Origin of the sequence: Arthrobacter ramosus (assembly GCF_039535095.1) — a bacterium.
GTDB lineage: Bacteria > Actinomycetota > Actinomycetes > Actinomycetales > Micrococcaceae > Arthrobacter > Arthrobacter ramosus.
In genome coordinates this window covers 2,229,449-2,256,154 of record NZ_BAAAWN010000001.1, presented here as the reverse complement: position 1 = coordinate 2,256,154, position 26,706 = coordinate 2,229,449, and the positions used below count along the sequence as shown (strand labels likewise).

At 64.3% G+C, this 26,706-nt stretch carries 24 protein-coding genes and 2 pseudogenes; 5 read left to right on the top strand and 21 right to left on the bottom strand.

The genetic code is table 11. From position 1 onward, the window contains the following. Positions 1-10: 10 nt before the first annotated feature. The 7 genes from ABD742_RS10435 to ABD742_RS10405 all read right to left on the bottom strand — a co-directional run bounded on the left by ABD742_RS10435 (position 11) and on the right by ABD742_RS10405 (position 7,399). The gene (locus ABD742_RS10435) at positions 11-394 is read right to left on the bottom strand and encodes a hypothetical protein (RefSeq protein ID WP_234753669.1); all 384 of its coding nucleotides are present in this window, start codon (positions 392-394) and stop codon (positions 11-13) included. Next, on the bottom strand, positions 384-2,279 hold the full coding sequence (locus ABD742_RS10430; protein WP_234753668.1) for a hypothetical protein: 1,896 nt from the start codon (positions 2,277-2,279) through the stop codon (positions 384-386). Before ABD742_RS10430 ends, ABD742_RS10435 begins: the two co-directional genes overlap by 11 nt. A 295-nt stretch (positions 2,280-2,574) precedes the next feature. Beyond that, positions 2,575-4,425 carry a glycosyltransferase gene (locus tag ABD742_RS10425; protein WP_344787856.1) on the bottom strand — a complete coding sequence of 617 codons (1,851 nt, stop codon included), beginning with the start codon at positions 4,423-4,425 and terminating at the stop codon, positions 2,575-2,577. Further along, entirely contained in the window at positions 4,422-5,510 is a 1,089-nt protein-coding gene (locus ABD742_RS10420; RefSeq protein WP_234753666.1) for a hypothetical protein, read from the bottom strand. Before ABD742_RS10420 ends, ABD742_RS10425 begins: the two co-directional genes overlap by 4 nt. Beyond that, positions 5,503-6,273 (bottom strand): glycosyltransferase family 2 protein, encoded by a 771-nt coding sequence (locus ABD742_RS10415; RefSeq protein WP_344787854.1) that lies wholly within the window; start codon positions 6,271-6,273, stop codon positions 5,503-5,505. The genes ABD742_RS10420 and ABD742_RS10415 overlap by 8 nt, the downstream gene beginning before the upstream one ends. Beyond that, positions 6,270-6,533 (bottom strand): glycosyltransferase family 2 protein, encoded by a 264-nt coding sequence (locus tag ABD742_RS10410; RefSeq protein ID WP_344787852.1) that lies wholly within the window; start codon positions 6,531-6,533, stop codon positions 6,270-6,272. Before ABD742_RS10410 ends, ABD742_RS10415 begins: the two co-directional genes overlap by 4 nt. Continuing rightward, a complete protein-coding gene (locus ABD742_RS10405) occupies positions 6,533-7,399 on the bottom strand; it encodes a glycosyltransferase family 2 protein (RefSeq protein WP_234753664.1) in 867 nt (288 codons plus the stop codon). The genes ABD742_RS10410 and ABD742_RS10405 overlap by 1 nt, the downstream gene beginning before the upstream one ends. A 392-nt stretch (positions 7,400-7,791) precedes the next feature. Between ABD742_RS10405 and ABD742_RS10400 the strand changes: the two genes are divergently transcribed. After that, positions 7,792-8,634 carry an AfsR/SARP family transcriptional regulator gene (locus ABD742_RS10400; protein WP_234753663.1) on the top strand — a complete coding sequence of 281 codons (843 nt, stop codon included), beginning with the start codon at positions 7,792-7,794 and terminating at the stop codon, positions 8,632-8,634. 8 nt (positions 8,635-8,642) lie between these two features. Here ABD742_RS10400 and ABD742_RS10395 read toward each other — a convergent pair whose 3' ends face one another. From ABD742_RS10395 to ABD742_RS10355, 9 genes are all read right to left on the bottom strand, one after another. Beyond that, the gene (locus ABD742_RS10395) at positions 8,643-9,107 is read right to left on the bottom strand and encodes a hypothetical protein (protein WP_234753662.1); all 465 of its coding nucleotides are present in this window, start codon (positions 9,105-9,107) and stop codon (positions 8,643-8,645) included. A 247-nt stretch (positions 9,108-9,354) separates the two neighbouring features. Beyond that, positions 9,355-10,308 (bottom strand): sugar kinase, encoded by a 954-nt coding sequence (locus tag ABD742_RS10390; RefSeq protein ID WP_234753661.1) that lies wholly within the window; start codon positions 10,306-10,308, stop codon positions 9,355-9,357. After that, complete coding sequence (locus tag ABD742_RS10385) at positions 10,305-10,982, bottom strand: bifunctional 4-hydroxy-2-oxoglutarate aldolase/2-dehydro-3-deoxy-phosphogluconate aldolase (RefSeq protein ID WP_234753660.1); 678 nt, start codon at positions 10,980-10,982, stop codon at positions 10,305-10,307. The genes ABD742_RS10390 and ABD742_RS10385 overlap by 4 nt, the downstream gene beginning before the upstream one ends. A gap of 75 nt (positions 10,983-11,057) precedes the next feature. Continuing rightward, the gene (locus tag ABD742_RS10380; RefSeq protein WP_234753659.1) at positions 11,058-12,434 is read right to left on the bottom strand and encodes an MFS transporter; all 1,377 of its coding nucleotides are present in this window, start codon (positions 12,432-12,434) and stop codon (positions 11,058-11,060) included. A 48-nt stretch (positions 12,435-12,482) separates the two neighbouring features. Further along, positions 12,483-13,535, bottom strand: coding sequence for an alcohol dehydrogenase catalytic domain-containing protein (locus ABD742_RS10375; protein WP_234753658.1), 1,053 nt, complete (start codon positions 13,533-13,535; stop codon positions 12,483-12,485). Next, the gene (locus ABD742_RS10370) at positions 13,532-15,055 is read right to left on the bottom strand and encodes a mannitol dehydrogenase family protein (RefSeq protein ID WP_234753657.1); all 1,524 of its coding nucleotides are present in this window, start codon (positions 15,053-15,055) and stop codon (positions 13,532-13,534) included. The genes ABD742_RS10375 and ABD742_RS10370 overlap by 4 nt, the downstream gene beginning before the upstream one ends. Positions 15,056-15,058: 3 nt before the next feature. Next, positions 15,059-16,276, bottom strand: a complete 1,218-nt coding sequence (gene manD, locus ABD742_RS10365; RefSeq protein WP_234753656.1) for a D-mannonate dehydratase ManD — start codon at positions 16,274-16,276, stop codon at positions 15,059-15,061. Then, positions 16,273-17,253 carry a 2-hydroxyacid dehydrogenase gene (locus ABD742_RS10360; protein WP_234753655.1) on the bottom strand — a complete coding sequence of 327 codons (981 nt, stop codon included), beginning with the start codon at positions 17,251-17,253 and terminating at the stop codon, positions 16,273-16,275. The genes manD and ABD742_RS10360 overlap by 4 nt, the downstream gene beginning before the upstream one ends. Before the next feature lie 2 nt (positions 17,254-17,255). After that, complete coding sequence (locus ABD742_RS10355; protein ID WP_234753654.1) at positions 17,256-18,245, bottom strand: LacI family DNA-binding transcriptional regulator; 990 nt, start codon at positions 18,243-18,245, stop codon at positions 17,256-17,258. A gap of 178 nt (positions 18,246-18,423) precedes the next feature. Between ABD742_RS10355 and ggt the strand changes: the two genes are divergently transcribed. Both ggt and ligD read left to right on the top strand, forming a co-directional pair. Beyond that, positions 18,424-20,250, top strand: coding sequence for a gamma-glutamyltransferase (gene ggt / locus ABD742_RS10350; RefSeq protein WP_234753653.1), 1,827 nt, complete (start codon positions 18,424-18,426; stop codon positions 20,248-20,250). Positions 20,251-20,387: 137 nt separating this feature from the next. Continuing rightward, positions 20,388-21,410: a non-homologous end-joining DNA ligase gene (ligD, locus tag ABD742_RS10345; protein ID WP_234753652.1), complete on the top strand. Its 1,023-nt coding sequence runs from the start codon at positions 20,388-20,390 to the stop codon at positions 21,408-21,410. A gap of 139 nt (positions 21,411-21,549) precedes the next feature. On the opposite strand, the gene ABD742_RS10340 is transcribed toward ligD, so the two are convergent. After that, positions 21,550-21,897, bottom strand: a complete 348-nt coding sequence (locus ABD742_RS10340) for a YegP family protein (protein ID WP_234753651.1) — start codon at positions 21,895-21,897, stop codon at positions 21,550-21,552. 502 nt (positions 21,898-22,399) lie between these two features. Here ABD742_RS10340 and ABD742_RS10335 point away from each other — a divergent pair. Further along, complete coding sequence (locus tag ABD742_RS10335; RefSeq protein ID WP_308193886.1) at positions 22,400-22,651, top strand: hypothetical protein; 252 nt, start codon at positions 22,400-22,402, stop codon at positions 22,649-22,651. A gap of 54 nt (positions 22,652-22,705) precedes the next feature. Here the strand turns inward: ABD742_RS10335 and ABD742_RS10330 are convergent, their stop codons facing one another. Beyond that, positions 22,706-22,954, bottom strand: coding sequence for a hypothetical protein (locus tag ABD742_RS10330; RefSeq protein ID WP_234753650.1), 249 nt, complete (start codon positions 22,952-22,954; stop codon positions 22,706-22,708). Positions 22,955-23,162: 208 nt separating this feature from the next. Beyond that, a pseudogene (locus ABD742_RS10325) lies at positions 23,163-23,402 on the bottom strand (D-amino-acid oxidase); the annotation flags it as partial. On the opposite strand from ABD742_RS10325, the pseudogene ABD742_RS10320 reads away from it, so the two are divergent. Continuing rightward, a pseudogene (locus ABD742_RS10320) lies at positions 23,399-23,554 on the top strand (LacI family transcriptional regulator); the annotation flags it as partial. The pseudogenes ABD742_RS10325 and ABD742_RS10320 sit on opposite strands and share 4 nt — an antisense overlap. A 68-nt stretch (positions 23,555-23,622) precedes the next feature. Here ABD742_RS10320 and ABD742_RS10315 read toward each other — a convergent pair. Both ABD742_RS10315 and ABD742_RS10310 read right to left on the bottom strand, forming a co-directional pair. Beyond that, positions 23,623-25,497 (bottom strand): transketolase, encoded by a 1,875-nt coding sequence (locus ABD742_RS10315; RefSeq protein ID WP_344787844.1) that lies wholly within the window; start codon positions 25,495-25,497, stop codon positions 23,623-23,625. Positions 25,498-25,920: 423 nt separating this feature from the next. Further along, on the bottom strand, positions 25,921-26,685 hold the full coding sequence (locus tag ABD742_RS10310; protein ID WP_234753648.1) for an SRPBCC family protein: 765 nt from the start codon (positions 26,683-26,685) through the stop codon (positions 25,921-25,923). Positions 26,686-26,706: the final 21 nt, after the last annotated feature.

The window sequence follows — 26,706 nt, the reverse complement described above, 5'->3', positions numbered from 1 at the left end:
CGCCCATTCGCTATCGCGCCGCTTCCTTCCTCCTGGACCGCCGGCCGACGGCCGCGAGCAGGACCAATGTCAGCCCGGCCAAGAGGCAAACGGCGGCGGACGGGTGCCAGAAACCGGTGTAGAGCATCGCCGTTGAGAGCAGGATCCCGGAGGCAAGACTGAAGCTCACCGCTATTGCGGCGGCCAGTGGTAGCACCTCGAATCCGGTTCCTTTTTGAAGCCGGGCCGGTTTCAGGAACAGGATGAGCGCCGTTCCCGGTCCGGCGAGGAGGAACGGCCCTATGACGGCAAGGCGCAGCTCCGCTGGTCCGGTGAAGGATAGGGGAATCGAAGCAAGTGCCACGGCGCCTATGACGGCGCTGGTGATGCCCACTGCCCTTTGCTCATATGCCATTCGGTGCTCCTTGCAGGTGGTAGATCACTCCGCCAGCGTTGCGGTACTCCATTGACCAGCCTCCTTGCTGGGCGCACCTGTCGATGAAGTGTTGCAGGCCTTCGCTCGGTCCGGTGTTGAGCACGTCGGCAGCAATGGCCTGGCTTGAAGTGACGACGAGATAGGCGCCGGTGGAAGGGACAAGCTGGTTTATCGATGCGCAGCCGGGCGGCGGATCGCCAGGGCGGGCCGGCTCTGCTTGGAGGACCGTGTGGTATCGGTATCCGGCGTAGTGCTTGTACCGCCAGGCCGTGTCGTGCACTGCCTCGATAAGGACTGAACCAGGGGGCGCGGTGGTGTAGAGCCGGTCGACCAGGGCGATCTCGTCGGGTGTGAAATTCTCGATGGCGTCATTGCCATACCGGGCGGCCACCGTGCTCGTGGCGATGACGGATCCGAGCAGCAGGAGGGCGATCATGCGGCGCACGCCGGGTGGACTGGAGTCACGGGGGAAGAACGGAAGCACGACGAGGCTGGCGGCGAACGGGAGGCTGAAAAGGTATATCCGTAGCAGAAGCTCGCCGCCGTAGGACTGGAGCGGGAACAGGACGAAAGGCGCCGCGGTGCCCAGCGCGGCAGTTAGCCATGGCATCCGTAGCCGTCGTCCTTGGAGGCCACCCAGTCCCGCGAGGATCCAGACCACGGCTCCTTCCGCGAGCCGGGAATAGACAATGAATTGATGGGTCGGGCTGCCGCCCACCCGGTTGAGCAGCGAGGCGGACGTGGCGGCGTTGATGTTGCCGATGGACCCGAAGAGGGTCTGCAGATGTCCGATGAGGAAGGGGGTAGCGGCCAGGACCAGCCAGCAGATGGGAAACAGCAACGCCAGGACCGGTAGGGACCGTAGCCGGCACCGTCCGCTCAGGGCCAGTAGCACCAGGACAGGGATTGCGGCGAAAGGCGTGAGCTGATGGGCAACGGTCATCCCTGCCAGGAATACAAGGCACACCACAGCTGGCATGACGGTGCCGGCCGACGATAGTTCGGCTGGCACCGGAGCCGGACGCCCGGGTTCAAGTCGATGCACGAGGTCCTTGAGCCGGTGGGCGAGTTTTCCTGTCGACTTCCACGGCCACCCGGGGAATGCCGCCAGGACACAGGCCGTCAGGGTCAGCAGCAGCAGCAAAGCGCAGGCCTGAGGGGCGAGGTAGTCCTGCCCGACCCAGCTGGCCAGGTAGAACATCCACACCGCTGCCCACGCTTGCCTTGGGCCGGAGGTGAGGCGCTGGGCCAGGGCCAGCAGGGCGGGCATGAGTAAGACGTTGACGCCGACAGGCGCCCAGGTGGCCGCCCAGGTCAGGTCGTGGACTCCGGTGGTGTTGGAGAGCATCGCCAGCATGCCGAAAAACCCTGGCCAGTTGAAATACGCGTCCAGCTTCCGGCCCAGGCCGCCCGACTGTGCGATGAAGTCGGTGATGCCCAAGTGGCGGTAGCTGGCTTCCAGCCGGGGCAATCCGTGAATGATCGGATCAGCCCCGTGCAGGACGACGATGAGAACCAAAAGCTGAATGGCGAGCAACCACGGGCGAGGAACTTTTTGTCCAAGGGCGCCGACGAAACCGGTCAGGCTCAGCCCCAACGCGACAAAGTAGGTGGCGGGGAGCGCCTGGATCAGGCCGGCGCCGCCGATGTCCTGCGTGTTCACGGTCTTGAGCGTCCAAACGCCCAGGATCAAGGCGATCGCCGCTATCCCCGCGAGTACCGCCACAACCCGGGGGTCTCCCCGGTCGGCCCGATGCTGGGCTTTGTGGGGACGGTTCCTGCCGGTTGTGCCGAAGGTGACTATGCCGACGTCGGGTCGGTGCACGCGGGTGACGGAGACCCCTCGGAGGGTTCGCTCGGCCATCACGGAGCCGGTACTCCGTGCGCACGCGACCCGGCCGCCCCCTCGATATTGTGTTTGACGGGGGCAATGCGACGGCCGCGTACGAAGCGGTGCAGCCGCCCCGCGGCGACTAAGGCCGCGCACAGTTGGGTGGTCAACCAGAGTACGGATACCCCTGTGAGCCCATAGTATTGGGCGACGGCCGGAGCCGGCGCCACAGCGAGGACGCACGCCGCAATCGCGACCACCGTGGATTCAGCTAAACGTCCGGTGGATCGGCACACCCCGTAATAGACCTGTGTAAAGCAGGTGAGCATCAGCGCCGGGACCAGCACAGGTAGCAGCACCCACGCCGAAGCGTAGCCGGACCCCAAAAGAGGCAGCAACAGTGAACCGGCTCCCAGCAGCAGAACCCGGCAAAGGCGGTAAGGAAAAGACTCGTCCGCAAGGCCTTTCGGATCAAGGCCGGGAGTGAGGAAAGATGAGGGTCGGGGGTGTCCGCCGCGATGGCGGTCTGGAGCGAGTAGCCAGCTGATTGCGGCACGAAAAAGATTGCTGAAGCCAGCATCCAGACGACGTACCAGGCCGCCGCGGCCGACGTGCTCAGGGCCGCTGCTACGACGAGTGGAAGGACGTAGCCGGGCGCGCGGTCGGCAAGCATCAGTGCATGCTGCCGGAGGCTCGGCGCCCAGACCTTCATCGTGTCGCGCCAATTCACCCGCGTCCAGTCCGGAACCGTATCGGTGCGTCTGAGCTGGTGCAGGCCAAGCAGTACGCTCGCCAAGGCGCCCGTGGCCACGGAGACGACGATAGCCGCCGGTTCTCGGTAACCTGCAAACAAGAAGGCCGCCAGGGTGGCGAGCTGGAACAGGGCCTGCACTAGGCTGCGCGTCAGTGCCCGATCTGCCCTTGCCTGGGCGACGGCGATGTGGTCGAACTGGTACGCGACAGCGGCAAGGAGCGCTGCCGCGAAAAAGGCGGCGCTCACGGCCGGATCTTTCCAAGCGGTCCCGACGCCGGATCCCAAGAAATAGGTCACAACGACCAGCCCGGTTGCCGTGAGCAGCGACGAGAAGCCTACGGCTGCGACGCTTGCCGGTATCAGGTTTCTGCCACGGTCCGCTTGGGCTGGCAGGAGCGTCAGGGTTGCGGGGCCGACGCCAAGCATGCCCAATTGCACCGTCAGCATGGTGGCGGAGACCACGGCAGAGGCCAACCCCAGACGATCGGGGGGAATCACCAGAGCGGCAAGTGCCCAGAACAGCAACCCCGCGGCCATTGGCGTGATACGGGCAGCGGCCAGCCACACCGCATTCCCGCCGAGGGACAGTCCTTGCTTGGGAAGGCGCAGCAAGGTGCTGCAAAAGGCCCCGTAGTTGTATACGAGGAAGCCAGCCCAGTAGGGCAGGTATCGGGGGGCTGTGGCCAGGGAGAGAAGGACGCCTCGTACCGTTGCGAGCAAAGGCAACAGCACCAGCCATCCGGCCCGGCCGGGGTGCTTGTACATTGTGCGCGCCAAGCCTGCCCCGTCCTGGAGCCACTGGTCGCGGGCATACCCGAAGGTGTCAGCGAACCGGTGCCTCACGAAAGTCGTGGGGGAGACGCCGAGGCGGTATCCACCGTCCTCGAGCCGGATCCGGAGCTCGATGTCCTCGCCCGACCGGAAGCTTTCATCGAACCCGGCCTCAAGCAGCACGCTGCGGCGCATGAGCGTGGCACTGACACCAAACCATGAGCGGACTCTGCTGTGGTTATGGTGCCAGGCTAGGGCGGCTCCCCAGTAGCCGGCGCCGTCGGGCTCGCTCACAAGTCCAAACTGCAAACCGTCGAAGCCGCCTGCTTTGCACTCCGCAATCAGTTTTGCCAGGACGCCTGTGGGTACGACGACGTCGGCATCGATGAGTGCGACAAGATCGGAGTGCGCGGCCCTGGCACCGAGCATCCGCGCCGCCGGGAGTCCGCGCCCCTTGTCGGAGATGACGCGTGCCCCGTAGGAACGGGCGATCTGCACGGTGGAGTCGTGCGAACATCCGTCGATGACGATCACCTCGCGGGGGTTCTGGTCAAAGACAGACTTCAGGCATTCGCCGAGCCAGTTGGCAGCGTTGCGGGCCGGGATCACGACAGACACGTCCAGAACGCGGCCAGCGTCCGCATTCCTGCTCACGGCCGGCCGTCCACCATGGAGGTGACGGTGCCTGCGACAAAATCTGAGGTCCGGTCGGCGGACCAGGCCACGGGAAGGCGAAGCACGAAGCAAGGAACATCACTCAACGCACGTGTGATGACGGAGGCTTTTGCGGAGAAATGCTCGCCCAACGGCACAAGACCCGTGGCCCCCAAGGCCTCGATGAGTCGCCGCGACACCAAAGGCAATTCCGAATGAAAGTTGCCCACAATGCGCGCTGCCATCCAGGCTTCTGTCCGGCGCTCCAACCGGGCCTCCGCTCCGTCGAAGCGTTCGAGGAAGACGGCGATCCGGGCGGGCGCCTGCGGAACGATCTTCCCTGGGCCGAATACGTCTGCCGGGTGGACCATTCTGTGCTCGGGTGACCACCGACGCGTGAACGCCGCCGTGCGTGGATAGCGGACGATGACAGGGTGTACAGCGGTGGCCACGCTGCTGATGGTCGAAGTCAGCCAGCCCGGCGCGAGGGGCTTGCGGATTCCTTGGAAGAGGTCCGGATAAATTGGCCGGTGGTGGGGTTTGATGAACATCGGTTTTGCGTAGGACAGAAGCGTCCCCTCGGCGGTGATGAATCCCCAGTCGTCGGCCATGAAGGCGACGTCCGGCATGGCCAAGAGTTTCGCGACCGTACTTGTTTTCCCGACGCCGCCCCATGCGGGCATCAGGATGCCCGCTCCCCGGTAGTTCACCATCGCCGCGTGAACCATCGCTGTGTCCTGCCTGATGCACAAGTGGTCCAACAGCGGCACGACCGCCGTCAGCAGTTCGCCCGACCCCTCGACCGTGAAGCCGTTTTCCGTGCGGGTGACCTGAACCCGGTCCTCCGGGAGGAACAGTGAATCGTCTGTGTACCGGTAGGCGTCTTCGGCGTGGGATTGCGCGGGAACCGGAGTGACGCCGCCGCTGATGTTCAACTGAAGGTTTGAAGCCGAAGGGCCGAGGAACGGGGCAAGCATGTCACGTAGCTGTGCCTCACCTGGCGTCCCCTGGGCGACCCTGATTCCGACACGTCCGTGGATGTCGAAGGCAACGGCCGGTGACGTGGCAATCTGCTGGTTAATCACTGGGCCGGCCTCCACTGTTGTCGCGAATAAGCCGGTATATAACGGAGCCGGATGCGCGCGCCGGAAGCGATGACGACTGCCACAGGCTCTGCAGGTAGCCAATCGCGGTGACAGCAAGGACAGCTACGATCACTCCCGCCCGGGCCAGTCCTCCGACGTCGCCGTCGTGTGCGCAGGAGCGCAGTCCGGCCAGAACAGCGCGCGGCAGCACTCGGCGGACATATCGGCGTTCCGGTCCAAGGATTTGGCTCCGCCCGAGAAGCCGGGTCACCTGAGCCTTCGAAACACCTTCTGACCAGGCTCTCGACAACATGTAGCGCAGGGTACCGCGCGTCGCAGGCACATGGTGGCGCACCACGGCTGCCGGTTCGTAAACCACGCGGGTGCCGGGAGAGGCCATGGATGCCCTCAGACACAATTCGGTCTCCTCGCATCCAAGCGGACGATCACCCTGCCGGCCAAGGGAAGCATTGAACCCGCCGACCCGCTCAAAGACATCGCAGCGGAAGGACATGTTCGCGCCGATCACGTTACGCACCTGAGCCGCGACTCTGGGCAAGCCTTTATAGGTGCACCCGACAATCCAATCAAGCTCTTCGGGAAAGTGCGCCGGACGACCTGATTCCCACACGGGTTCAACCCTGCCCCCGACCGCCAACACATCCGGATCGTCATAGAGCAGGACGAGCCGGGCCAGCCAGTCCGGGGCGGCTTCGGCGTCATCGTCGAGGAAGGCCACAATGTCACCGGTTGCCGCCTTCACTCCGGTGTTGCGGGCGCCGGAAAGCCCCGGGGCCCCGAGTTCTCCACTACTTCGACCCCCAGCAGCGCACCCGTCAGTCGCCGGTACACACCCAACCGCCGGTACAGATCCTCGTTGTGGTCAACCACGAGGACAAGCTGTTCCGGCCGGAGCGTTTGAGACTGAACCGAAGCGAGCCCGTGGAGCAGCAACTCCCACCGGGCTTCGGTGAAACAACAGATCACGACGCTGACACTGGGCCAGTCGGCACCGCCGGGCATTAGCCGTCCGCCAGCATCGCAAGGACCGTCTGCGGGTCGGTTGGAACATGAGGAAACCTCATGTCCGGATACCGGTACTTCACGCGCCGAAGGGCCTCCGGACGTACCCCCGCCGTCGGCGCATCCCATCCGACGCACTCACGGGTCAGCGTTCGCAGGACGCGCCACCCGTCGCGGAAGGTCTGCAGATGTGAGTTGCCTGAGATGCGGGACAACTCGTGGCTTGGCACTTCAGCGATGCGAAGCCCCGCCCGGGCCGCCCGCGACACCAGCTCGGTCTCGATTTCGAAACCATCGGACTTGAGTTCAAGGACCTCCAGGCACTCCCTGCGGAAGGCGATATACCCGTAGCAAAGATCCGAGAAGTTACAGTGCAGGGCCTTGTTTGCCAGCCCTGTGAGCGCACGGTTCCCGAGATTGCGCAACCGCGTCAAGTCGTCGGAACCGCCGCCGGTGACATATCGGGAGCCCTTGACGAAATCGTGGTCGTGCTGAAGGGGTGAAACGAACCAGCCGATCTCCCTAGGGTCCATGCTCCCGTCCGCATCGAGCATGACGATGATGTCCCCGGTGGCCGCGGCGAACCCTGCGCGCATGGCGGCGCCCTTGCCGGCATGCAGCTCATTCACCACGACGACGTCGAAGCGAAGCGCGCGCGCCACATCCACGGTGAGGTCTTCGGATCGACCGTCCACGACGATGACTTCGTCAACGTATGACGGCATCCGCCTGAGCACCCACGGCAGATTCAATGCCTCGTTCAAAGTAGGAATGACCACGCTGATCGACGCAGCCGGGAGCGAATTCCCCGATGTCGACTCCGCCGGGGTCCGGCCGGCAGCAGGCTCCAACTGTCCGATAGACATCGCCATCACCCCTGACCATCGATCGGCACGAAGACGGCACACCGTCTGACAAAAGTCCCGAGGCAACGACTGCGTGGTCGCCGGGACAGGAGGTCTGTATGGTTCATGGCCACACCTCGATCTCGCTCGCGGTTACATGCGCCTGGTCAGGTGCGTGTAATGACGAGCATGAAACCGTGCGCGTTACAGCGCCGTTACCGGATGTTCGGGCAGTTGGTGAAGGTAGGGGAGTTTTGAGTGCCGGGCGATCACTGGACCGAGTAAGTAGGGCATCCGATAGAGTGCCCCGATTCAAGTAGCGGCCACTCGCGACCGGGCTGGTCATTATTCAATAGTGTCTATTCTCATGACGCTTGCCCGCCAGTGATTCGGCGTTCGATTGGGGTATAGACGTGGTTTTATCATCAGATCCGCAGTGGTCCCTGACCCTGCTCAACGGGTGGAGGCTGACCCGGGACGGCCGCCGACAGAAGGTTGCGCATCGGCAGCAACGCCTGATCACGGCGCTGGCACTGCTCGGCGAGCGACCGCGTACCTTCCTTTCTGGACTTCTCTGGCCCGACTCGTCCGACGCGCAGGCTGCCGTTGGCCTCAGGGTGAGTATCTGGCACATCAACCATGAGCTCCCCGGCCTGCTTGACGCCGACGGAAACACCGACGTTTCCGTAGCCCTTAGCCGCGAGGTCATGGTCGATATCATCGCCCTTGAACGCGAACTAGACGCCCCGGCGTCTAAGCTGAGCGATTCGTACCCTAAATGGGAACGGCTACGAACGGCGGAGCTCCTTCCGGGATGGTACGAGGACTGGATTCTGGTCGAACAGGAACGGTTCCGGGCTTTGCGTACGGCGGCCCTCGACTCCATCGCGTCATACCACCTCAGCCAGGGAAACACCGAGGAAACCAAAGCTGCGAGCAAACTGGCCATTGCCCTGGAACCTTTCAGGGAGTCCTCGTACCGCTTGCTCATACAGGCGCACCTCGCGACCGGCGACCTCGTCTCCGCCCTTGAAACCTATCGTAGCTTCGCTGCCGACTTGAGACAGGAATTCGGCGTCGGCCCGTCCCCATCACTCGCCAAGCTCATCGATGGTGCCGTCGGAAATAGCGGCCGGCAAATGGACTTCGATAGTTTACCGCTCTCGCAGATGCTTCCGTCGCTTCGCCCCGTGACTGCCAAATCGGAGGCCCCCGGCGTAAACCTTGGCTGGGTACTGGCGACGCAAAAGCTGTAGTCCGGCGGTCACTTCTGGGCGTCAAGGCGGGCAAATCGAAGGCTCTCTCCGGTAAGTCTGCCGTCACGGACCTTGAACGGATAGAGCCGCCCGACATCCAATTCCTTGAGCCCTGCCATCGGGAAAAGCACCGAAACCGTATCGTCGAGTAGGAATGTTGCATCCGGCGACCCGTCTTCCCGACCGAACGACGCGCTGAAACGCGCCGCGGACGATGCGCGGAGCAGGTCGAACGATCCCAAGACTCTTCGCTCACGGAACCGAATGCCCAGACATCGGACGCTACCGGCAAAGATGGCGTCTGCGGTGAAGCCCACCAGGATTTCGCCCGGGCCGCGCACATGCTCGCCCATCCGAACGGAGAGCATGATTTCCCGGTCGGAATGGATCAGCAGCAACTGGCTCGGCCCTGGGTTGTTCTGTCCAAATCTTGCTGGAATCCGGGAGTCGCTGCGAAAACCCGCTCCGCCCATGGCGTTCTCCTGCCTGGTCCACCAACGACAATGCTTGCCTACGAATTTATCCCTGTGGACCGGCGGTAACCTGAACCTCAAGTGAAGATTGGCGGAATGTTTGGAAATCATGGTTCAGCCGAAAGTCCCCTAGAGGGATTCCCCGCCAGAAGGCCGGCGCCAGCACGCCCATCCCGATTGCCTTCACCCGACGGATCCCATCCGCTCAAGCTTGGCGCAGCCGCATAGGCCCCTACAAAGAATGTGCTCATCGGCTGACCGGTTCATGGCTGCCAAGGAGTCGGAGTTCGTCGCGCCGGGGGAGTCCCTCCCAGTCGCCGGGTACGAGGCACACAAAAGCACCCGTGCTGACGGCTGTCTGAAGACGCTCCTCAGCCCGCAAGCCCTCTACGAATTCGGCCAGGTAGCCGGCGACGAAAGCGTCGCCGGCGCCCACAGTATCGATGGCTTCGATGACGAGTGCGTCCTGCCTGAAGACCTTGCCGTCGACGAATGCCAAGGCGCCGTCTGCACCCAACTTGATCACCACTTGGCTGGGACCCATGGCGGCGATGCACCTTGCGGCCTGTTCGGCGTCGCGGACTGTCCCGACCACGAGTTCGGCCTCTTCAAGACCGGCGAAAACGATGTCCACGTCGGGGATAATCTCGCGGTAGGCACTTCCGGCCGTCTCGGCGTTCCAGAGCTTGCTGCGGTAGTTCAGGTCGAAAGATACCGGAACGCCGGACGCTTTGGCTGCAGCGACGGCATAGCGGAAAGTGGACGCTGCCTGGGGAGAAAGCGCCGGGGTGATGCCGCTGACATGGAGCAACGCCGCCCCCGCAATCAGTTCATCGTCGACGTCGTCGGGGGCAATCCGGGAACCGGCACTGCCGGAGCGGTAGTACGCAACTTTCTGGGCCGTGGGTGTGCGGCGTTCCTTGATCATCAGGCCGGTGGGCGCGTCATCGTCCACGGCGACGCGGACATCCACGCCCTCAGCGCGAATCTCCCGCTCAACAAGCCGGCCGAGGGAATCCGCCCCGATGCGGCCGCACCAAACAGCTTGGACGCCCAAGCGTTGCAGGCCGATGGCCACGTTGGACTCGGACCCTCCGATGCCAAGGCTCAAGGTGGACGCATGCGCCAGCGGGCCAGGTGTCTCCGAAGCCATGAGCGCCATGGTTTCGCCAAGGGTGACGACGTAAGGCTTGGTGGTCATTTCTTCTCGCCACCTTCCTCGTCAACAAGCGCGCGGACCCGCCGGGCCCGCGCGCTCAGATCAGCCAGGCTCCCGCCTTTGAACGCGTCGCCGAGGAGTGGTCCGCCGAGGCTGACGGCCAATGCGCCGGCGCGAATCCAAGCCGGGACGTCTTCGATGTCGACGCCGCCGGACGGGACCACTTGGATGTCCGGGAAGGGGCCGCGCAGTTGGGACACGTAGCCGGGGCCGACCGTGGAAGCGGGGAAGACTTTGACGGCGGTGGCGCCCAGCTTCCAAGCGGTGTGGAGCTCGGTGGGGGTGAGCCCGCCGGGGAAGACCGGCACGCCGCGTCGGGTACAGGCGGTGATGACGTCCGGTTCGGTGATGGGCGTAACGATGTACGCGGCGCCCAGGTTGAGTGCCGTTTCGGCCTCAGCAGGAGTGGTCACAGTGCCGACGCCGATTTCCACAGACTCGCCGAACCGCTCCAGCAGCAGGGGAAGCTCCTCGAATACTCCCGGTGTGCTTAGCGTCAGCTCGATACTGAGCACCCCGCCGTCCCGGAGGGCTTCAATGACGGGGGCGTAGTCCTTCGCATGCCGGGCCCTCAGCACTGCCACGACCCTGGAGGCGCGGAGGATTGCGGACGGGGCCGGACGGGAGGCGGTGCCCGGGTTCTCGAGGCTGAGCATTGGATGTCCTTCGTATCGTGGTTGGCTGGCGGGCGTTCCCGACGGCGGCACGGGCCGCCGTCGGGGGCCCAGGTGCTACTGGGCGTGCTGCGCTTCGGAGGTTACCCCGACAACCCCGCTTTTGCCGTGCGCGGCGTCCTCAGGATCCGTCAAATCGCGGTTGAGGGTTTCCGGTGACATGCGGGTGGCGATGAAGCTGATGAGCATGGTCACCGACATGTAGATCGCCACAGGAATCCATGAGTTGCTGAACATGCCCAGCAGCGCCGCGCAGATCATCGGAGCGATGCCTCCGCCGATGATGGACGAGAACTCGCGGCCCAAGGTGACACCCGCGTAGCGGTAACGGCTGCCGAAGATCTCAGGGAAGTAGCTCATGTGCACGCCCACCACGCCTTGGCATGCCAGGACGAAGCCGACCACGATCACCAACACGATGGCTACCGGCGAGCCGGTGGTCAGCAGCAGGAACGCAGGGGCGGGGAAGAGGATGAGGGCGCCCGTGATGACCGAGACGACGCGCCGGCGCCCGATCTTGTCGGAAAGGATTCCGAAGGACACCGCCGCGACTCCGCCACAGAGCGAGCCGATGAGGAGCACCGGGGGAATGAACTTCGGGTCCGTTCCGATCACGGTGATGAGGTACGAGGCCATGAACACCTGGATGGTGTAGGACTGCGTACTGACGCCGAGGTTCATCAGGATGACGCGCAGGACGTTGGCCTTGCCGTACTTGGCAACCTCCCGCAACGGTGCCGGGGGTTCGGTGCGGGCCTGCTTGATCTCTTCGAAGACGGGTGATTCGTCAAGCTTCCGCCGGATGACCAGCGCGGCGATGGTGACGAAGATACTGGAGAGGAAGACGAGCCTCCAGCCCCACGTGAGCATGTCGTTGGGTGCAAGCGACTGGGCCGCGATCCACACGAGTGCTCCGAGTGCCGTTCCGGCGGCGGCGCCGACCATGATGAGGGAGGCCAGTTTGCCTCGGGTTCCAGGCGCGGCGGATTCGGTGAGCAGTGTTGCGCCGCCCGATTGCTCCGCTCCGGCGCCGAAGCCCTGCGCCGCGCGGCAGACACACAGCAGGATCGGGGCAAGGAGTCCTACCTGGCCAAAGGTCGGCAGAAGCCCGATCGCCAGGGTCGCCCCACCCATGAGAAGCAGAGTGACTACCAGGACCCACTTGCGGCCAAGGCGGTCACCGAAGTGGGAGAAGAAAATCCCGCCGAGGGGCCGGAACAGGAATCCGACGGCGAAAGTGCTGAAACTGGCCAGCAGCGCCGCCGCGGGGGAAATGTTGGGGAAGAAGAGCTTGCTGAAGACGAGTGCCGATGCAGTGCCGTAGATGACGAAATCGTACAGTTCAAGCGTGGTGCCGATGAGGCCGGCGACGGCGGCCTTCCGGACCTTGCTTTGGTCCACCGGCGTGGGCGGGAGGTTTGCTGCTGTGGTCATTTCCATACTCCTTTGAATGGATGTCCGCTGGCCCGTACGTGGGCCGAGTCAGTACGTGATGAGGACTTTGAGATTGGTGGGGTCTGTCACGGGGGCCGTGAGTGCGGCCGCGGCGTTGGCGAGGGGGAATGTTGCAGTGATGATCGACCGGAGGTCCACCACCCCCGTGGAGGCGAGCTGAATCGCCGTCGGGAACGCGTTCGCGTACCGGAACGCGGTCACCAGATCGATTTCAAAACGTTGGAGGAAACCGAGGGGGATCCCGTCGACGGTGGGGCGAGCCTGGCCGACGACGGTTGCCCGGGCGGCTGGGGCCAGTGTCAGAATGCCGTCAGCCAGCGCCCTGATGTTGCCGGAGCATTCGATCAGGCGATCCATGTCTTTCAGATCCAGGGCCGTGACCGAGGTGTTGATCGTCCGGGTGGCGCCGAACCGGGCTGCAACAGCCAGACGGTCGTCGTTGACGTCAGTCACGATGACCTCCGACGCGCCGCGGGAGGCCGCCACTTGCGCCACGAGCAGGCCGATCGGCCCTGCGCCCGTGATCAGCACCCGGTGTCCGGCCTGCACCTGGGCGCGCTCAACCGCCCAGACGGCGACGGCGAGCGGTTCGACGGCCGCCCCGATCTCCGCCGGGACAATTTCCGGCAGAACGTGAAGCGCGGTTTCGGGAACCACTACGTGGCGGGCGAACAGCCCGTCGGTGGGCGGGGAACCGAAGCACGTCCCCGCCGGGCAGAGGTTGTAGCGTCCGGAGAGGCACGTGGGGCAGTTCCGGCATGGCAACGCCGGTTCAATCACGACGGCGGTGCCCGCGGCAACGCTGGCCGCCTCGCCGGCCGCGATGACGACGCCGGCTCCCTCGTGGCCGAGGACAGTAGGCTGCCGGAGGACATTGGTGCCGTTGCGGCCGTCAGCGAAGTAGTGCATGTCCGAGCCGCAGATGCCGCCCGAGCGCATTTCAACGAGGACATCGTTCGGCCCGAGGGGCTTCAGGGGCTTCTGTTCGATACGGAGATCTCCTGCGCCGTGCAGGACGGCCGCTTCCGTGGTCAGCGGCAGAGAGGATCCGTCGGCGCGGCGGATTGCTTGGGTGGTCATCGGATGCTCCGGGTCTGTGCGGGAACAAGTGAGGTGGATTCGGCTGCCGCGCTTGCGGCGGCGAGGGGGCCTTGCCGGTGGATGACGTCGATCAGCTCACCAGTGCGGCGGATGAAGTCTTCACGAGTCGCGAGTTCGTCACCTAGAAGATGGTGTTCGCCGAGTACCTTGGCGGCGAGGTCCCGCCCGGAGCCGGATCCCGCTGCGAGCTCTTGGAGAGTTTCCCGGGCGGGGTCCTGCATTTCGTTGGCGTGGTTGCCGGGGTCGAATCCCCGAAGAGGAGCGATGCACGACAAGTACGCGGCGACGGTGAGGGCGAGGTAGTGGGGCATCACGCCTGCGTCGAGCATTTCCAAGGCTGGGATCGGGATCCGCTGGCGGAGCTTGACGGAACCATCGCTGCCTACCTGGCTGGTCCGGTGCCCCAATGCCGAGTTACGCCAACGCGAGAAGAGTTGCTCCTCGTAGGCCTCCACGTCGACGGCTGCGGGCACCGTGACGCTCGGCAGGTACTCATCACGGAGGACGTGACGGGCGGCGGCTTCGATGTAGCCGATGCCCGTGGCGTCCGGAATGGTGGCTGCACCAGACAGGGCTCCAAGGTAGGCGATCAGAGAATGGGTGCCGTTGAGGAGCCTGACCTTGAGCTGCTCGTAGGCCGCGACGTCGTCGGTGAAGATCGCACCTCCAGCCTCCCAGGCCGGGCGGCCCGCGATGAAGTTGTCCTCCAGGATCCACATCGTGAAGGGCTCGGCGGGCACCGGGATCTGGTCCGCGTAGCCGAGTTGCTCGGCGACGAGGCTGCGGTAGTGATCCGTCGTGGCGGGCACGATCCGGTCCACCATCGATGACGGGAACGTGACGTTGGCACCGATCCAGCGCAACGTTTCGGCGGCTTCAGCTGTGGGCAATAGTGATGCGAATTCGCGGACGAGCCGCTGGGTGTGGTGTCCGTTGTCAGCGAGGTTGTCGCAACTGAGGACCGTCAGCGGCTTACCGTGGGTCCGGGCCCGCTGCTGGAGTCCGCGGACGATCTGAGCGATCGGCGTGCGTGGGACTGAGCTGTTGGCGAGGTCGTGCTGAACGTCAGGATCGGCAACGTTCAGCGAGCCTGTTGCCGGGCTATAGGTGTAGCCGTTTTCGGTGACAGTCAGGGACACGATTCGCGTGGTCTCGGCACCAATGGCGGCCGCGACGCGTTGAGGGTCTTCTGCCGCAACGAAGGCATCTGTATGCACGCGCGGAGTAGAGAACGTGGATCCCTCGGGCGAGATTTCGACGACCGTGTACAGCATGTCCTGGGCGTGCATGGCATCGGTGATGGCTGAGGAACGGCTGGAAATCCCGATGATTCCCCAGTCGCCGCCCTGCGCCGCGACGGCGGCATCCGTATAGACCGCTTGGTGCGCGCGATGGAAGTTTCCGAAGCCGAGGTGCACGATGCCCGGAGCAGGGGCGACGGTCCGGCGAAGGATTCCAGGGGTTTCCGCGTTCAGCTGCGGGAGGCTTGACCTGGCCATGTTTCACCAGTCCTTCATGGAGCCGTCGAGCTCCCGGGCGATGGGCAAGTAAGCCTGCGTGTAGGGGAACCTCGCAGCGGCATCTTCGTCCACCTGGACACCCAGGCCGGGCTCGTCGCCAGGGTGCAGGTAACCGTCTTCGAAACGGAAACTCGATTGGAAGACTTCGGACACCGCGGGGTCGTAGCCCATGTATTCCTGGATGGCGAAGTTGCTCGTGGCCAGGCCGAGGTGCAGTGATGCGGACAGGTTGATGGGGGAGACATCGGACGGACCGTGGGGTGCGCCTTTGATCTGGTACACCTCGGCGAAAGCCAGGATCTTCCGGACGTGGGAGATGCCTCCGGCATGCACGACGGCGGTGCGGATGTAGTCGATGAGCCGTTCCGTGATGAGCAACTCGGCATCCCAGACGGTGTTGAACACTTCGCCGATCGCCAACGGAATGGTGGTCTGCTGGCGCAGGGTACGGAGCAAGCGCTGGTTCTCGGCGGGGGTGACGTCCTCCAGCCAGAACAGGTCCACGTCTTCCAGCGAGCGGGCCAACCGGGCGGCTTCGGTGGGGTTGAGGCGGTGGTGGACATCGTGGAGGAGCTTGAGCTCGGGGCCGACGTGCTCGCGCACCGCGGAGAGGATCTTTGGTGCGTGGCGCAGGTAGGCGGCGGTATCCCAGTCTTCCTCGACTGGACCGGCGCCGCGGCCGGCGGGTTCGTAGCTCGCGGCACCCTTGGTGACCCCGTAAACCTTGTCGAGCCCCGGCACGCCCGACTGCGCACGGACGGCGCGGAAGCCTTGTTCACGGCGCTGGTCCACCGAGTCCAGCAATTCAGGCAGGTCCCAGCCGGTGGCATGCGTGTACGTGAGGATCTTGTCCCGGGCTGCGCCGCCCAGGAGCTGGTACACGGGAACACCAAGGGCCTTGCCTTTAATGTCCCAGAGGGCGAGGTCGATGGCGCCGATCGCGGCCATCGTCACCGGCCCGCGCCGCCAGTACGCGCCTTTGTAAAAGTATTGCCAAGTGTCTTCGATGCGGTCTGCGTCCCTGCCCAGCAAAGCTGGGCCGAGGTGATCGCGGAGGTAGCTCGCGACGGAGAGTTCCCGGCCATTTAGTGTGGCGTCACCCCATCCGACGATGCCGTCGTCGGTGGTGATCTTGAGGGTGACGAAGTTGCGGCTCGGGCTGGTTACCAGGACGTCGACGTCGACGATTTTTCGGGTCATCGGGAAATCACTACATTCTTCAGCGGCTGGTTTGTGGAAAGGCGGGTGATGTTTTCGGCGATCTCGAGTGCGCGGCTGCGGAAGGTCTCTGCCGTGACGCCGGAGGAGTGCGGGGTCATGATGATGTTGTCCAGCCGGCCGAACGGCAGGGTGGATGGTTCGCCGCGGCCGTCAGTGCCCGGGTATTGGTACCAGACATCGATCGCTGCCCCCGCGATCCGCCGGTCTTTCAGGGCTTCGTAGAGTGCGGCTTCGTCGACGACGGGTCCGCGGGCAATGTTGACGAGCAAGCCGTCCGGGCCAAGGTCGTCGAGTTCAGCTGCGCTGATGATGCCGGTGGTTTGTTCCGTAAGCGGGATGCTGACCACCAGGATGTCCGATTCACTGAGGGCCTCGCCGAGCCGCTCGGTAGTGCCGGCCCAGCGCAAGGAGTTGGCCTTTGCGTCCACGCTGCCGCTACGGGTAATGGCGATACCCTCGGCGCCGAAGGCTGTCAGGAGCGACCATGCCGCCCCGCCGATGTGCCCGAACCCGAGGAAAGTCACCACAGCACCGCGGAGTGTTTCCGGCTGGCGGATCCCTGAGGAATAGACAGACGAAGACCAGACGCCGCTCCGAAGCGCCGCGTCCTGGCCGATCAGGTTGCGCCGGAGGGCCACCAAAACGGAGGCGATGTGTTCGGCAATGGAACTTTCGTGGTGGAAGGTGTTCGCGCAGACCGCCCCGGCGGGCAACGCGGAGGCGTCGATGCCGTCGTAGCCGGCACCGCCCACATGCACGAGCCGCAGATTGCTGGCGGCCGCGCCCATGGCCTCGGTGAAGCGTGGTCCGACGTAGACGTCGGCATCTTTCAGGTCGGTGAGTACTGCATGCTCGCTCCAACTGTCGTGCCAGGAGGTAAGCGCGCCCTCGGGGAGCGCGGCCTCGAAAGTGGAGCGGTGGGGCATCAGGTTGGGGTCGGCGATGACGATTCTCATGGTTACTTTCCCTGGAGGGCTTGCTCTGCGGTGCGCGCAGCAAAGGTGGAGCCACGCACGATGAGTTGTGAACTGAGGTGGACGGCCTCCGTTGCGGTGGGCTTTCCGGCCATCTGCTCGAGGAGGAGCTCAAGGCTGAGGGCGCCGCTTCGGTCAATGGGTACGCGGACAGACGTGAGTCCGGGTTCTGCCGCGGCGGCAATGTCGAGGTCGTCGATGCCAACAACGCTGATGTCCTCCGGGCAGTGGTAGCCGAGGGTCCGGGCGCCGGCGAGCATGCCGATGGCGACCAGATCGTTGTACGCAATAACTGCGGTGGCGCCGCTGGCGACTACCGAAGCCGCCGCGGCCAGTCCGCCGTCGACCGTTGCATTCTGGTTCCCCACAGTCACCAGTTCGATGCCCCAGTCGGCGCAGAAGCGGGTGATCGCTGCACTGCGCTGACCGTTGGCCCATGACGACGCGGGTCCGGGAATGTAGGCCAGCTTGCGGTGGCCGAGGGCGTAGAGATGCTCGACGGCTTGGCGGATTCCCTCGCCGGCCTCCATGAGCACCCGTGCGGCGTGCTCGGCCTCGCCATTGATGACCACCAGCGGTGCGCTACCCGCGAGATCGTGAATCTCCGCGGAAGGCAGCCGGGGTGAGCAAAGGATGATGCCGTCCACGCCGGTGGAGAAGGATTCGAGGTGGGCGCGTTCCCGCGAGGAGGATTCCGAGGTGTCGGCGAGGACCATCCGGTGGCGGCCGTGCCATGCCTGGTCCTGGATGGCTTTGATGAGGGCAGCGAAAACGGCGTTGGAAATGTCCGGGACGATGACGCCGAATGTTCGGCTGCCCGTGACTCCGGGTACGTCGTAACCCAATTGCTCGGCCGCGGACATGACCTTCTGCCGCGTTTCGGCTGCCAGGCGGCCGGGGTCTCCGAATGCCCGCGACGCCGTTGCCAGGGACACCCCTGCCAGCTTTGCGACATCCGTGAGTTTTGCCGACATCTGTCCTCCAGTTGCTTCGTTGAAACCTTGTCCTGCAAGTATGGAAAGACTTGTACAAGTTTGTCAATGGTTTGCACAAGGTTGTTGGGGCTGCCGGGTTGCCTGGACCCGTTGAGCGTCGCGTAGCCGCGGAGTAGGGTGGCCCCACCCACCTCGCACCACCATTTGAGGAGCGACCATGTCACATCGCAAACTTCGACTGGCCACCATGACGGCAGTACTCGCGCTGAGCGTGACGAGCGGCGTCGTCGCCAACCCCGCCTTTGCCGATCCGCGCCAGACTGAAAAGACCGCCACCGCCACCGGATACGGCGGCGCAGTCAGCACCGTCGACCCTGAAGCATCCGCTGCCGCCATCGAGGTCCTCCGCAAGGGCGGCAACGCAGCCGACGCCGCCGTCGCGGCCGCCGCGACGCTGGGCGTGACCGAACCGTACAGTGCCGGGATCGGTGGTGGCGGCTACTTCGTGTTCTACAACGCGAAGACCGGCAAGATCGGCACCATCGACGGGCGCGAGACCGCCCCGGCGGCGATGCCGCATGACGCGTTCATCGATCCCGCCACGGGGAAGCCGTACAACTTCACCCCCGAACTCGTCACCAGCGGGGTCTCTGTAGGCGTCCCCGGCACGGCGGCCACCTGGGAGCGCGCACTGGAACGCTGGGGTACGTTGAGCCTTGGCGACGCCCTCCAGCCTGCCATCAAGGTCGCGACCCGCGGCTTCGTCGTCGACCCGACTTTCCGCCAACAGACACTCGACAACAAGCTCCGCTTCGCCGCGTTCAGCTCCACCAGCAAGCTGTACCTACCGGGAGGCGACGCACCCGCCGTCGGCAGCATCTTCCAGAACCACGACCTCGCCGCCACGTACCGGCTTCTCGCGAAGCAGGGCACCCAGGCCTTTTACAGCGGTCCGCTCGCAGCCGAAATCGCGGCAACTGTCCAGGCCCCGCCCAAGACCGCCACCACCACGCTGCCCATCCCCGTGGGGCACATGACCACAGCCGACCTCGCCGCGTACGAGCCCCTGGACCAAGCGCCCACCCACGTCGACTACCGCGGCCTCGACGTCTACGGCATGGCGCCGTCGAGCAGCGGGGGTACCACGGTAGGCGAGGCGCTGAACATCCTGGACACCGTCAACCTTTCGGAGATGTCCAAGCCAGCTGCCCTGCACCACTACCTCGAGGCGAGCGCGCTCGCCTTCGCCGACCGTGGAAAGTACGTGGGCGACCCTGCGTTCGTCGACGTTCCCACCGCCGCGCTCACTGACCCGCTGTTCGGCAAGGAGCGCGCCTGCAAGATCGACCCACTGCACGCGGCCACGAAGCCCGTCGCGCCGGGAGATGTGTCCACGTACGACGGCGCGTGCCCGGTTTCTGCGGCGGCACTCGCCGACGGGAAGGACACCGAAAACATCTCGACGACCAACATGACAGTCGCCGACCAGTGGGGGAACGTGGTCGAATACACGCTCACCATCGAGCAGACCGGCGGATCAGGCATCGTGGTGCCGGGACGCGGGTTCCTGCTCAACAACGAAATGACCGATTTCTCGGCCGTTTACAGCGCGAGCGACCCCAATCGAATCGATCCCGGCAAGCGCCCACGCTCTTCGATGTCCCCGACCATCATCCTCAAGGATGGCAAGCCGTTCCTCGCTCTCGGCTCGCCCGGCGGATCGACGATCATCACCACGGTGCTGCAGACCATCTTGAACAGGGTGGACCTGGGCATGAGCATTTCCGACGCGATCGCTGCACCGCGCGCCTCTCAACGGAACACGGCAACGGTCACGGCCGAACCGGAGTTCATCACGGCGTACGGGAGCCAACTCACACCATATGGCCACCGGTTCACGCCATCCGGCGACGCTTTCACTTCGGCGGCCGAGATCGGTGCCGCAACCGCGATCGAGTTCAGGCCGAACGGGCGCATGATCGCGGCCGCCGAGCCGGTCAGACGCGGCGGCGGCTCGGCGATGGTGCTGAAACCGTCGCCATGAGATGTGTATGGACAAGGGCGGTTCTTTACCGCCGCAAAGGTGGGCCGGAGCTGAATCCAGAGGGCAAGCATGGTGTCCGAGTCGCTGAGAGCGCCGTGGTGCTGACGTCCGGGGCAGCGCTGGGGTAACTTGTCCCCATGGCTACCGAAGCAATCACCCTCACCGTTGATGGGCCGAACGGTTCCCGGGAAATGCGGATCTCCAGTCCCAGCCGGATTCTCTGGCCGGAGTTGGGCCTGACCAAGCTGGACCTCGCGCATTACATTGCTGATGTCGGGGAAGCATTCCTAGCGGCGAACGGTGACCGGCCGGTCTCGCTGCAGCGCTTTTCGGACAACATCGACGGAGAACAGTTCTTCTCCAAGAATCCGCCGAAAGGAACCCCGGACTTTGTCCGGTCGGTAAAGGTGATCTATCCGAGTGCGCGCTCGCATCCCCAATTGGTCCTCGACGAGCCGGCCGCGGCAGTGTGGGCCGTCCAGATGAATACGGTGGTCTTTCATCCTTGGCCGTCACGTGCCGAAAACACGGACAACCCCGACCAGTTGCGGATCGATCTGGACCCGCAGCCCGGAACAGATTTCGACGACGCGATTCCCGCCGCGCTTGAGCTGAAGAACGTACTTGCCGAGGCCGGGCTGACCACCTTTATCAAGACGTCAGGAAACCGGGGACTTCATGTCTACGCCCCGATTGAACCCTCGCATGAGTTCCTGGACGTCCGGCATGCCGTGATTGCCGCCGCACGGGAGCTCGAGCGGCGGATGCCGGACAAGGTCAGCACGGCTTGGTGGAAGGAAGAACGAGGCGAACGGGTGTTCGTGGACTTCAACCAGGCCAACCGCGACCGCACGATAGCCGGCGCCTACAGCCCGCGCGCGCTCGCTCATGCTCCGGTCTCATGTCCAATCACTTGGGAGGAACTGGAAACTGCCGACCCGAAGAACTTCACGATCCTCACCGTGCCCGGAAGGCTTAAATCCGTGGGGGACCCTTGGGGTGACATGAACTCCAAAGCAGGGAAAATTGACGTCCTGCTTCAATGGTGGGAACGCGACGTCGGCGCCGGGCTCGGGGAGTTGCCGTTCCCGCCGGACTACCCGAAGATGCCGGGCGAACCACCGCGTGTACAGCCAAGTCGAGCGCGCAAGCACGACTGACTGACGGGCCGGGAAGGTGGCCTCGGCAGACAATGAGTGGGAGAATTAGGGCTGGACCAAAACGGCCGGCGGCGCATCTTGCCTGCTGAGACCCAGGTGAGTCCCCCAGTGCGCCGTCGGTCCTGACGTTGCCGAACTCTTACGCCGCGCCGGTCCATCTGGGCGCGGTTGCCGCGCGCCGGAGTTCCTTGGCGCGGGTGCGGAATCCGTCGGACGCCTTGCGCGGTTCGTCGCATGCCTGGGCACCTGCACCGTGGGGGATTGCGCTCGGACGAACGGTCGAGGCCGGTTCCCGTGCGCCCGCAGCCGGGCAAAGGTCGGTGACCAGTCCCATGCCTGCGCACTCCCGCGCAGCGGCGATGCCGGCGACAACCGAGGGCTTGTCTTCGAACGGCGTCGAAACAGCGATGACGACTCCGTCAGGTGATTTGAGGCGGAACCTGAAAAAGGACTCCCCGTCAACAAACACTTCAAATATGCCGGCCACTGCTACCTCCCGGTTTGCGGATCCTGCGCCGTAGCGACTTCACTACGAGCGGGACGGAGCATCACTGCATTCCTCGTCCGCTGCTCTGGTTGAACAACCACCGTGAATCGTCTTTCACGTGATATTCAGTCTGTGCTGACTCCGTTGACGCTAACAAGACCGCGTGAGTAAACCCTGTGTAAAACGTGTGCAACACCCGGTTCCCCGACCAAAGCGGGGGGTGCCCGCTATACCGAGCGAATGCCCGGATTGACAGGCAAACCGAGATCTTCGCGGGCGGTCCTTTGCGAGCGAAGGAGCCTAGGGTTGAAATAGCCGGAGCAAAGGACGACGCCTGGCGCCGTCGACAACGCTGCTGGCGCTAAGCCTTGCGGACATCCAGCTAGATCTCAACGTCTGTTGCACCGGTTCGGTTCTATGAAGATCACTGCGCAATCATGGTCCGGTTTTCTGATCAGCATCATCGCCCTGTTTGACCCGAACCGACGCCCGAAAGGCAGCAATGGCCGAAATGCACCTTAAGGAACAATGGAACCGACTCGATCCGGTCACCCAGCAGTGGTTCATGGACAATCCGGGATGCGTGATCGTGCCCCGCACCATCACGGCCACGATCAACGGGGAGACCGACGAAAACGCCGAGGTTGACCTGCACGGCGGAACCTTACTCACGGAAGAAGACAGGGCGTTCATCCAGGCCAAAGCCCGCCAAGAAGCCCCCGTTTACCGATTCTTTGACTCAATCGGGCCCTAGCCGACCGTGCCTACCGGGGCCGGTTGCCCCCCCGAATCGCAGCGGCGCAGCAACTCAATTGCCACTCGCCCGGTTCATCAGGTGCTCGAGCAGCGCCAGTTCCGGGAATCCAGGATGTCGGGCAATGCTGGACCTCAGTTTTGCCCGGAGGTGTTCACCGCTCGGTTCGGTTCCGCTGAGGACTTCGTCGATGATGTCCTGCGCTTGCTCACGCAGGCCCGCCAGGCTGTCACTGTCGTCCCCGGGAACCAGAACAGGTTCCGGCTCGACAAATGGGTCTTCAGAGTCCAAAGGTTCCGACACTGCCAGCTCCTGATATTTCATCCCGGCAAGTCCCAGCTGAGTCCGGAATTCGCCCCCATCCACTCTAGATAGTAATGAGGGCGCCCGGATTGTTCATCGCTTGCGGATCAGAACGATGAAAATGGCTTCGAAACGACGGTTTGTGACGCGAATGCTTTTGCGGATGGCCGGGCCTTTCCTTGGGGCGCCAACCATCCAGCGTGGTCGCCTAGGAGAACCTGCCCGGGCGGAAGGTGGAGAGCATGGGGTGCTTGCTTCCCGTGAAGATCTCATCCGCCAGCAGTTCGCCGACGATGAGTCCGAGCGTGGCTCCGGAGTGAGTGAAGGCGACATAGCAGCCCGGCACTTGACTGATTTCGCCGAGCGCCGGTTCACCGTCGCCCGGAATGGGCTTGTAGCCGATCTTCCAGGAGGCCGGCTTGAGCTCGGGGTTGCCCGCGATGAGTTTTCGCCCAGCCCGTGTACGAAATGGGTGTGGCCGCTGCCAGTGCCCTGATCCGGCAAATCGAGGGCCGAAAGCCCGCGGCCGACGGACCTGAATTTTCCGCCCGGCTGATCCGGCGGGGATCGGTCGCAACACCGCGCACCGCGAGAGTCTAGATTCGTTCAGCAAAGCGACGACGGCGGGCGTGCCGGTGTGCGGTGCTGGCGGTCGCGGTGTTGCGGCCTCAGTCCATCACCAAGTCGCGCGCGGCGGCGGCAATGTGGCGTGCGGAAATACCTGCGGCGTTGAGCAAGTCCTTGGGTTCGCCGGAACCCGGCAGTTCCCTTACGGCAAGCAGTGCCAGATGGAGTTTCGGAGTGTTGGCACTCGCGAGGGCTTCGAGGACGGCCGAGCCGATGCCGCCTTGTGCGTAGTGGTCTTCTGCGACAACAATCCGGCCATCGGTTTCGAGGCACGTCCGGCGCAGGGTATCGACGTCGATCGGCTTGATGGAATAGAGGTCGACGACACGGGCTTTGATTCCCGACTGCGCCAGTTGCTCGGCGGCTGCGAGGCATTCGTGGAGTGTGATTCCCGCGCCGATAAGCGCCACTTGGTCATCGGCGCTGGCTCCGTGGACCTTGCTTCCGCCAAGGGGGAACTGTTCGTCCGGCCCGTAAATCACGGGATAGGCTCCGCGGGTGGCCCGCAGATAGGAGATTCCGGGCGTGTCTGCCATGGCGCTCACAAGCTGCGCTGTGGACGGGGCGTCGGACGGATAGAGCACCGTGGAACTGTGCACCGCCCGCATAGCGGCAATGTCTTCCAAGGCCATTTGCGAAGGACCATCCTGCCCGATTTCAACACCCGCATGCGTGCCAACGAGCCGGATATTCACTTCTGAGACTCCCGCCATGCGGATAAAGTCGAATGGCCGCGAAACCAGGAAAGCCGCGAAACTTGAGGCGAAGGCCACGTAGCCGCGGACCGAGAGGCCGATGGCGGCGGCGACGAGTTGCTGCTCGGCAATGAAAATTTCGAAATACCGCCCAGGGGCCACCTCCTTGAATTCCCCGGCGTGGGTCGAATTCCCAACTTCACCGTCCAGGACCACCACTTCGGGGCGGTCCGCAAGGGCGGACACGGCGGCGCCAAAGGCGGCCCTGGTCGCCACCTTGTCGCCAACCTTCCAATCCGGAAGTGTGACGGCAACGTGAGCGTCCGGCGTGATTGCCGGGGTGCCGGACTCCGGGGGACGGGTGGTCACGTGGACGCTGCTTGGCCCTCCAAGGGCTGCTATGGCTTTCTCGGCCATGTCCGCCGGGAGCGCTTTGCCGTGCCAGCCGTTCTGGTCTTCGATCTCAGGTACCCCTTTGCCCTTGATCGTCTTGGCCAGAATGACCGTCGGCCTATCAGGTTCGCTCCGGGCCCGGCTCAGGGCGTCGTCGATCTGGCCAAGGTCATGTCCGTCGATGACGAGGGCCCGGGCCCCGAAAGCCTCAACCCGCCTGGCGTAGGCGTCCATATCCCACTGAAGTTCGGTAGGGCCGTCCTGGCCAAGCCGGTTGACGTCCACGACGGCGGTGAGGTTGCCGAGCTTGTAGTAGGCCGCCTTGTCGAGGGCCTCCCAGATGGACCCTTCAGCTAGCTCGCTGTCTCCGCACAACACCCAGGTATGGAAGGGCAGCTTGTCCAGGTAACGCCCTGCGAGGCTTACCCCGACGGCAACCGGCAACCCCTGTCCCAGCGAGCCGGTAGCCACATCGACCCAAGGGAGAACCGGGGTCGGGTGGCCCTGAAGCCGGGCACCGAACTGACGGTAGGTGTTTAGCAGCTCATCTTCCTCGACGACGCCCGCGGCCCGATACATGGAGTACAGAAGCGGTGAAGCATGTCCCTTGGAGAAAATGAGGTGGTCGTTGTTCGGCAAGGCCGGATGTTCCCAGTCATAGCGAAGGTGCCGCGTCAGGAGGACCGCCATGAGATCCGCGGCCGACAACGACGACGTCGGATGACCCGAGCCGGCGTTGGTGCTGCACCTGATGGAATCAACACGCAATTGCGTCGCCAGTGCCCGGATGGAATCCGCTTCTTCGGCTTGCATCGGTGCAGGCCGCATTTCTGGATCTTTTGACATCTCAGTTGCCTTTCATATGCTCCGAGCGGGCGGCCTGCACTACGTGTCGGGCCTAGAAGATCGTGAGGGGCGGCTCTCCCAAGGGGCGCGAGGGCGGCGAGGGAAGGTCCGGGCCCGGCTCGGGGACCGGGGAAGGTCCCGGTTCGGGCAGCGGAACCGGCTCGGGCGTTCCTGGGCGCGGCCCGGGTTCGGGCTCCGGGCCAGGGGTCGGCACAGGTGTCGGCCCTGGCTCCGGCAACGGCACCGGCTCCGGCGTCGGGCTTGGGCCAGGCTCTCGGGTGGGGTCAGCGTCAGGGTCGCGTGTCGGGTCGGGAGGGAACTCGCTCATTGTTTGCTCCTCGAATCAAAATGAAGTCCGGGCGGACTTCCGTGGGGCCGGCCTGTTCGTGGCCGGCCCCGCGGGGCTCAGCGGTCCGACGGACGCGGACGTGTTTGTGTGTCTGGGCCGGCTTCCGTAGCGGGCCAAGGTTCGCCGCCGCGTTCCGCCGAAGGATCACGGGGCGTTTCTTCCGTGGTGTAGTCGCCTTCGATCCGCTCTGCGGGTAGATCCGTGACGCGCTCCGTGCCGTAGTCACCCTCGGTGTACTGGCCGACGCGGGCCGCGTCGCCGCCGTCGGCCGCTTCCGTAGCCGCAGGGGCCGTCAAGTCAGGATCGAAGGCGGGCAGTTCCGAAGTGTTAGCGGTGCGGGATACTGCTGTCCCGGAGTCGTCGACATCGCCGGCTGCCACGGAGCCCCGCCAGCCGCCAGTCTCGTAGCCGCGCTCTTCGATGAATTTTTTGAACTTGTCGAGGTCGGCTGAAACCCGCATATCGTCGATGCCCACCAGCGAGCCGGCCTTTTCGGCAAAGCTCTCCGGCTCCCATTCGATTTCCACACTCACGCGGGTACGGTCCGCGCCAAGTGGCTCGAAGCTTACTGTGCCCGCGTTCCTCGGTCCGTCAATGCTGGCCCAGCTGACGAGTGAATCCGGGACCTGCTCAAGGATTTGGGCGTTGAAGTCGCGCTTGACGCCGCCCACGTTGGTGGAAAAATGCAGGGCGGTCTCGTCGATTTGTTCCACGGCTTCGACGCCCTTCATGAATTCCGGGAAAGACTCGAACTGGGTCCATTGGTTGTAAGCCACTGAAACGGGAACTTCTACGTCGATTGTTCGGTTAACGGTAGCCATGTTCGTGCTCCTTGCTTGGGC

What these genes read in the sequence shown, in the direction of transcription:
- ABD742_RS10435 (WP_234753669.1), bottom strand. Translation starts at nt 394, where the DNA reads ATGGCATATGAGCAAAGGGCAGTGGGCATCACCAGCGCCGTCATAGGC.
- ABD742_RS10430 (WP_234753668.1), bottom strand. Translation starts at nt 2,279, where the DNA reads ATGGCCGAGCGAACCCTCCGAGGGGTCTCCGTCACCCGCGTGCACCGA.
- ABD742_RS10410 (WP_344787852.1), bottom strand. Translation starts at nt 6,533, where the DNA reads ATGCCCGGCGGTGCCGACTGGCCCAGTGTCAGCGTCGTGATCTGTTGT.
- ABD742_RS10405 (WP_234753664.1), bottom strand. Translation starts at nt 7,399, where the DNA reads ATGTCTATCGGACAGTTGGAGCCTGCTGCCGGCCGGACCCCGGCGGAG.
- ABD742_RS10395 (WP_234753662.1), bottom strand. Translation starts at nt 9,107, where the DNA reads ATGGGCGGAGCGGGTTTTCGCAGCGACTCCCGGATTCCAGCAAGATTT.
- ABD742_RS10390 (WP_234753661.1), bottom strand. Translation starts at nt 10,308, where the DNA reads ATGACCACCAAGCCTTACGTCGTCACCCTTGGCGAAACCATGGCGCTC.
- ABD742_RS10385 (WP_234753660.1), bottom strand. Translation starts at nt 10,982, where the DNA reads ATGCTCAGCCTCGAGAACCCGGGCACCGCCTCCCGTCCGGCCCCGTCC.
- ABD742_RS10380 (WP_234753659.1), bottom strand. Translation starts at nt 12,434, where the DNA reads ATGACCACAGCAGCAAACCTCCCGCCCACGCCGGTGGACCAAAGCAAG.
- ABD742_RS10375 (WP_234753658.1), bottom strand. Translation starts at nt 13,535, where the DNA reads ATGACCACCCAAGCAATCCGCCGCGCCGACGGATCCTCTCTGCCGCTG.
- ABD742_RS10370 (WP_234753657.1), bottom strand. Translation starts at nt 15,055, where the DNA reads ATGGCCAGGTCAAGCCTCCCGCAGCTGAACGCGGAAACCCCTGGAATC.
- manD (WP_234753656.1), bottom strand. Translation starts at nt 16,276, where the DNA reads ATGACCCGAAAAATCGTCGACGTCGACGTCCTGGTAACCAGCCCGAGC.
- ABD742_RS10360 (WP_234753655.1), bottom strand. Translation starts at nt 17,253, where the DNA reads ATGAGAATCGTCATCGCCGACCCCAACCTGATGCCCCACCGCTCCACT.
- ABD742_RS10355 (WP_234753654.1), bottom strand. Translation starts at nt 18,245, where the DNA reads ATGTCGGCAAAACTCACGGATGTCGCAAAGCTGGCAGGGGTGTCCCTG.
- ggt (WP_234753653.1), top strand. Translation starts at nt 18,424, where the DNA reads ATGTCACATCGCAAACTTCGACTGGCCACCATGACGGCAGTACTCGCG.
- ligD (WP_234753652.1), top strand. Translation starts at nt 20,388, where the DNA reads ATGGCTACCGAAGCAATCACCCTCACCGTTGATGGGCCGAACGGTTCC.
- ABD742_RS10335 (WP_308193886.1), top strand. Translation starts at nt 22,400, where the DNA reads ATGGCCGAAATGCACCTTAAGGAACAATGGAACCGACTCGATCCGGTC.
- ABD742_RS10315 (WP_344787844.1), bottom strand. Translation starts at nt 25,497, where the DNA reads ATGCGGCCTGCACCGATGCAAGCCGAAGAAGCGGATTCCATCCGGGCA.
- ABD742_RS10310 (WP_234753648.1), bottom strand. Translation starts at nt 26,685, where the DNA reads ATGGCTACCGTTAACCGAACAATCGACGTAGAAGTTCCCGTTTCAGTG.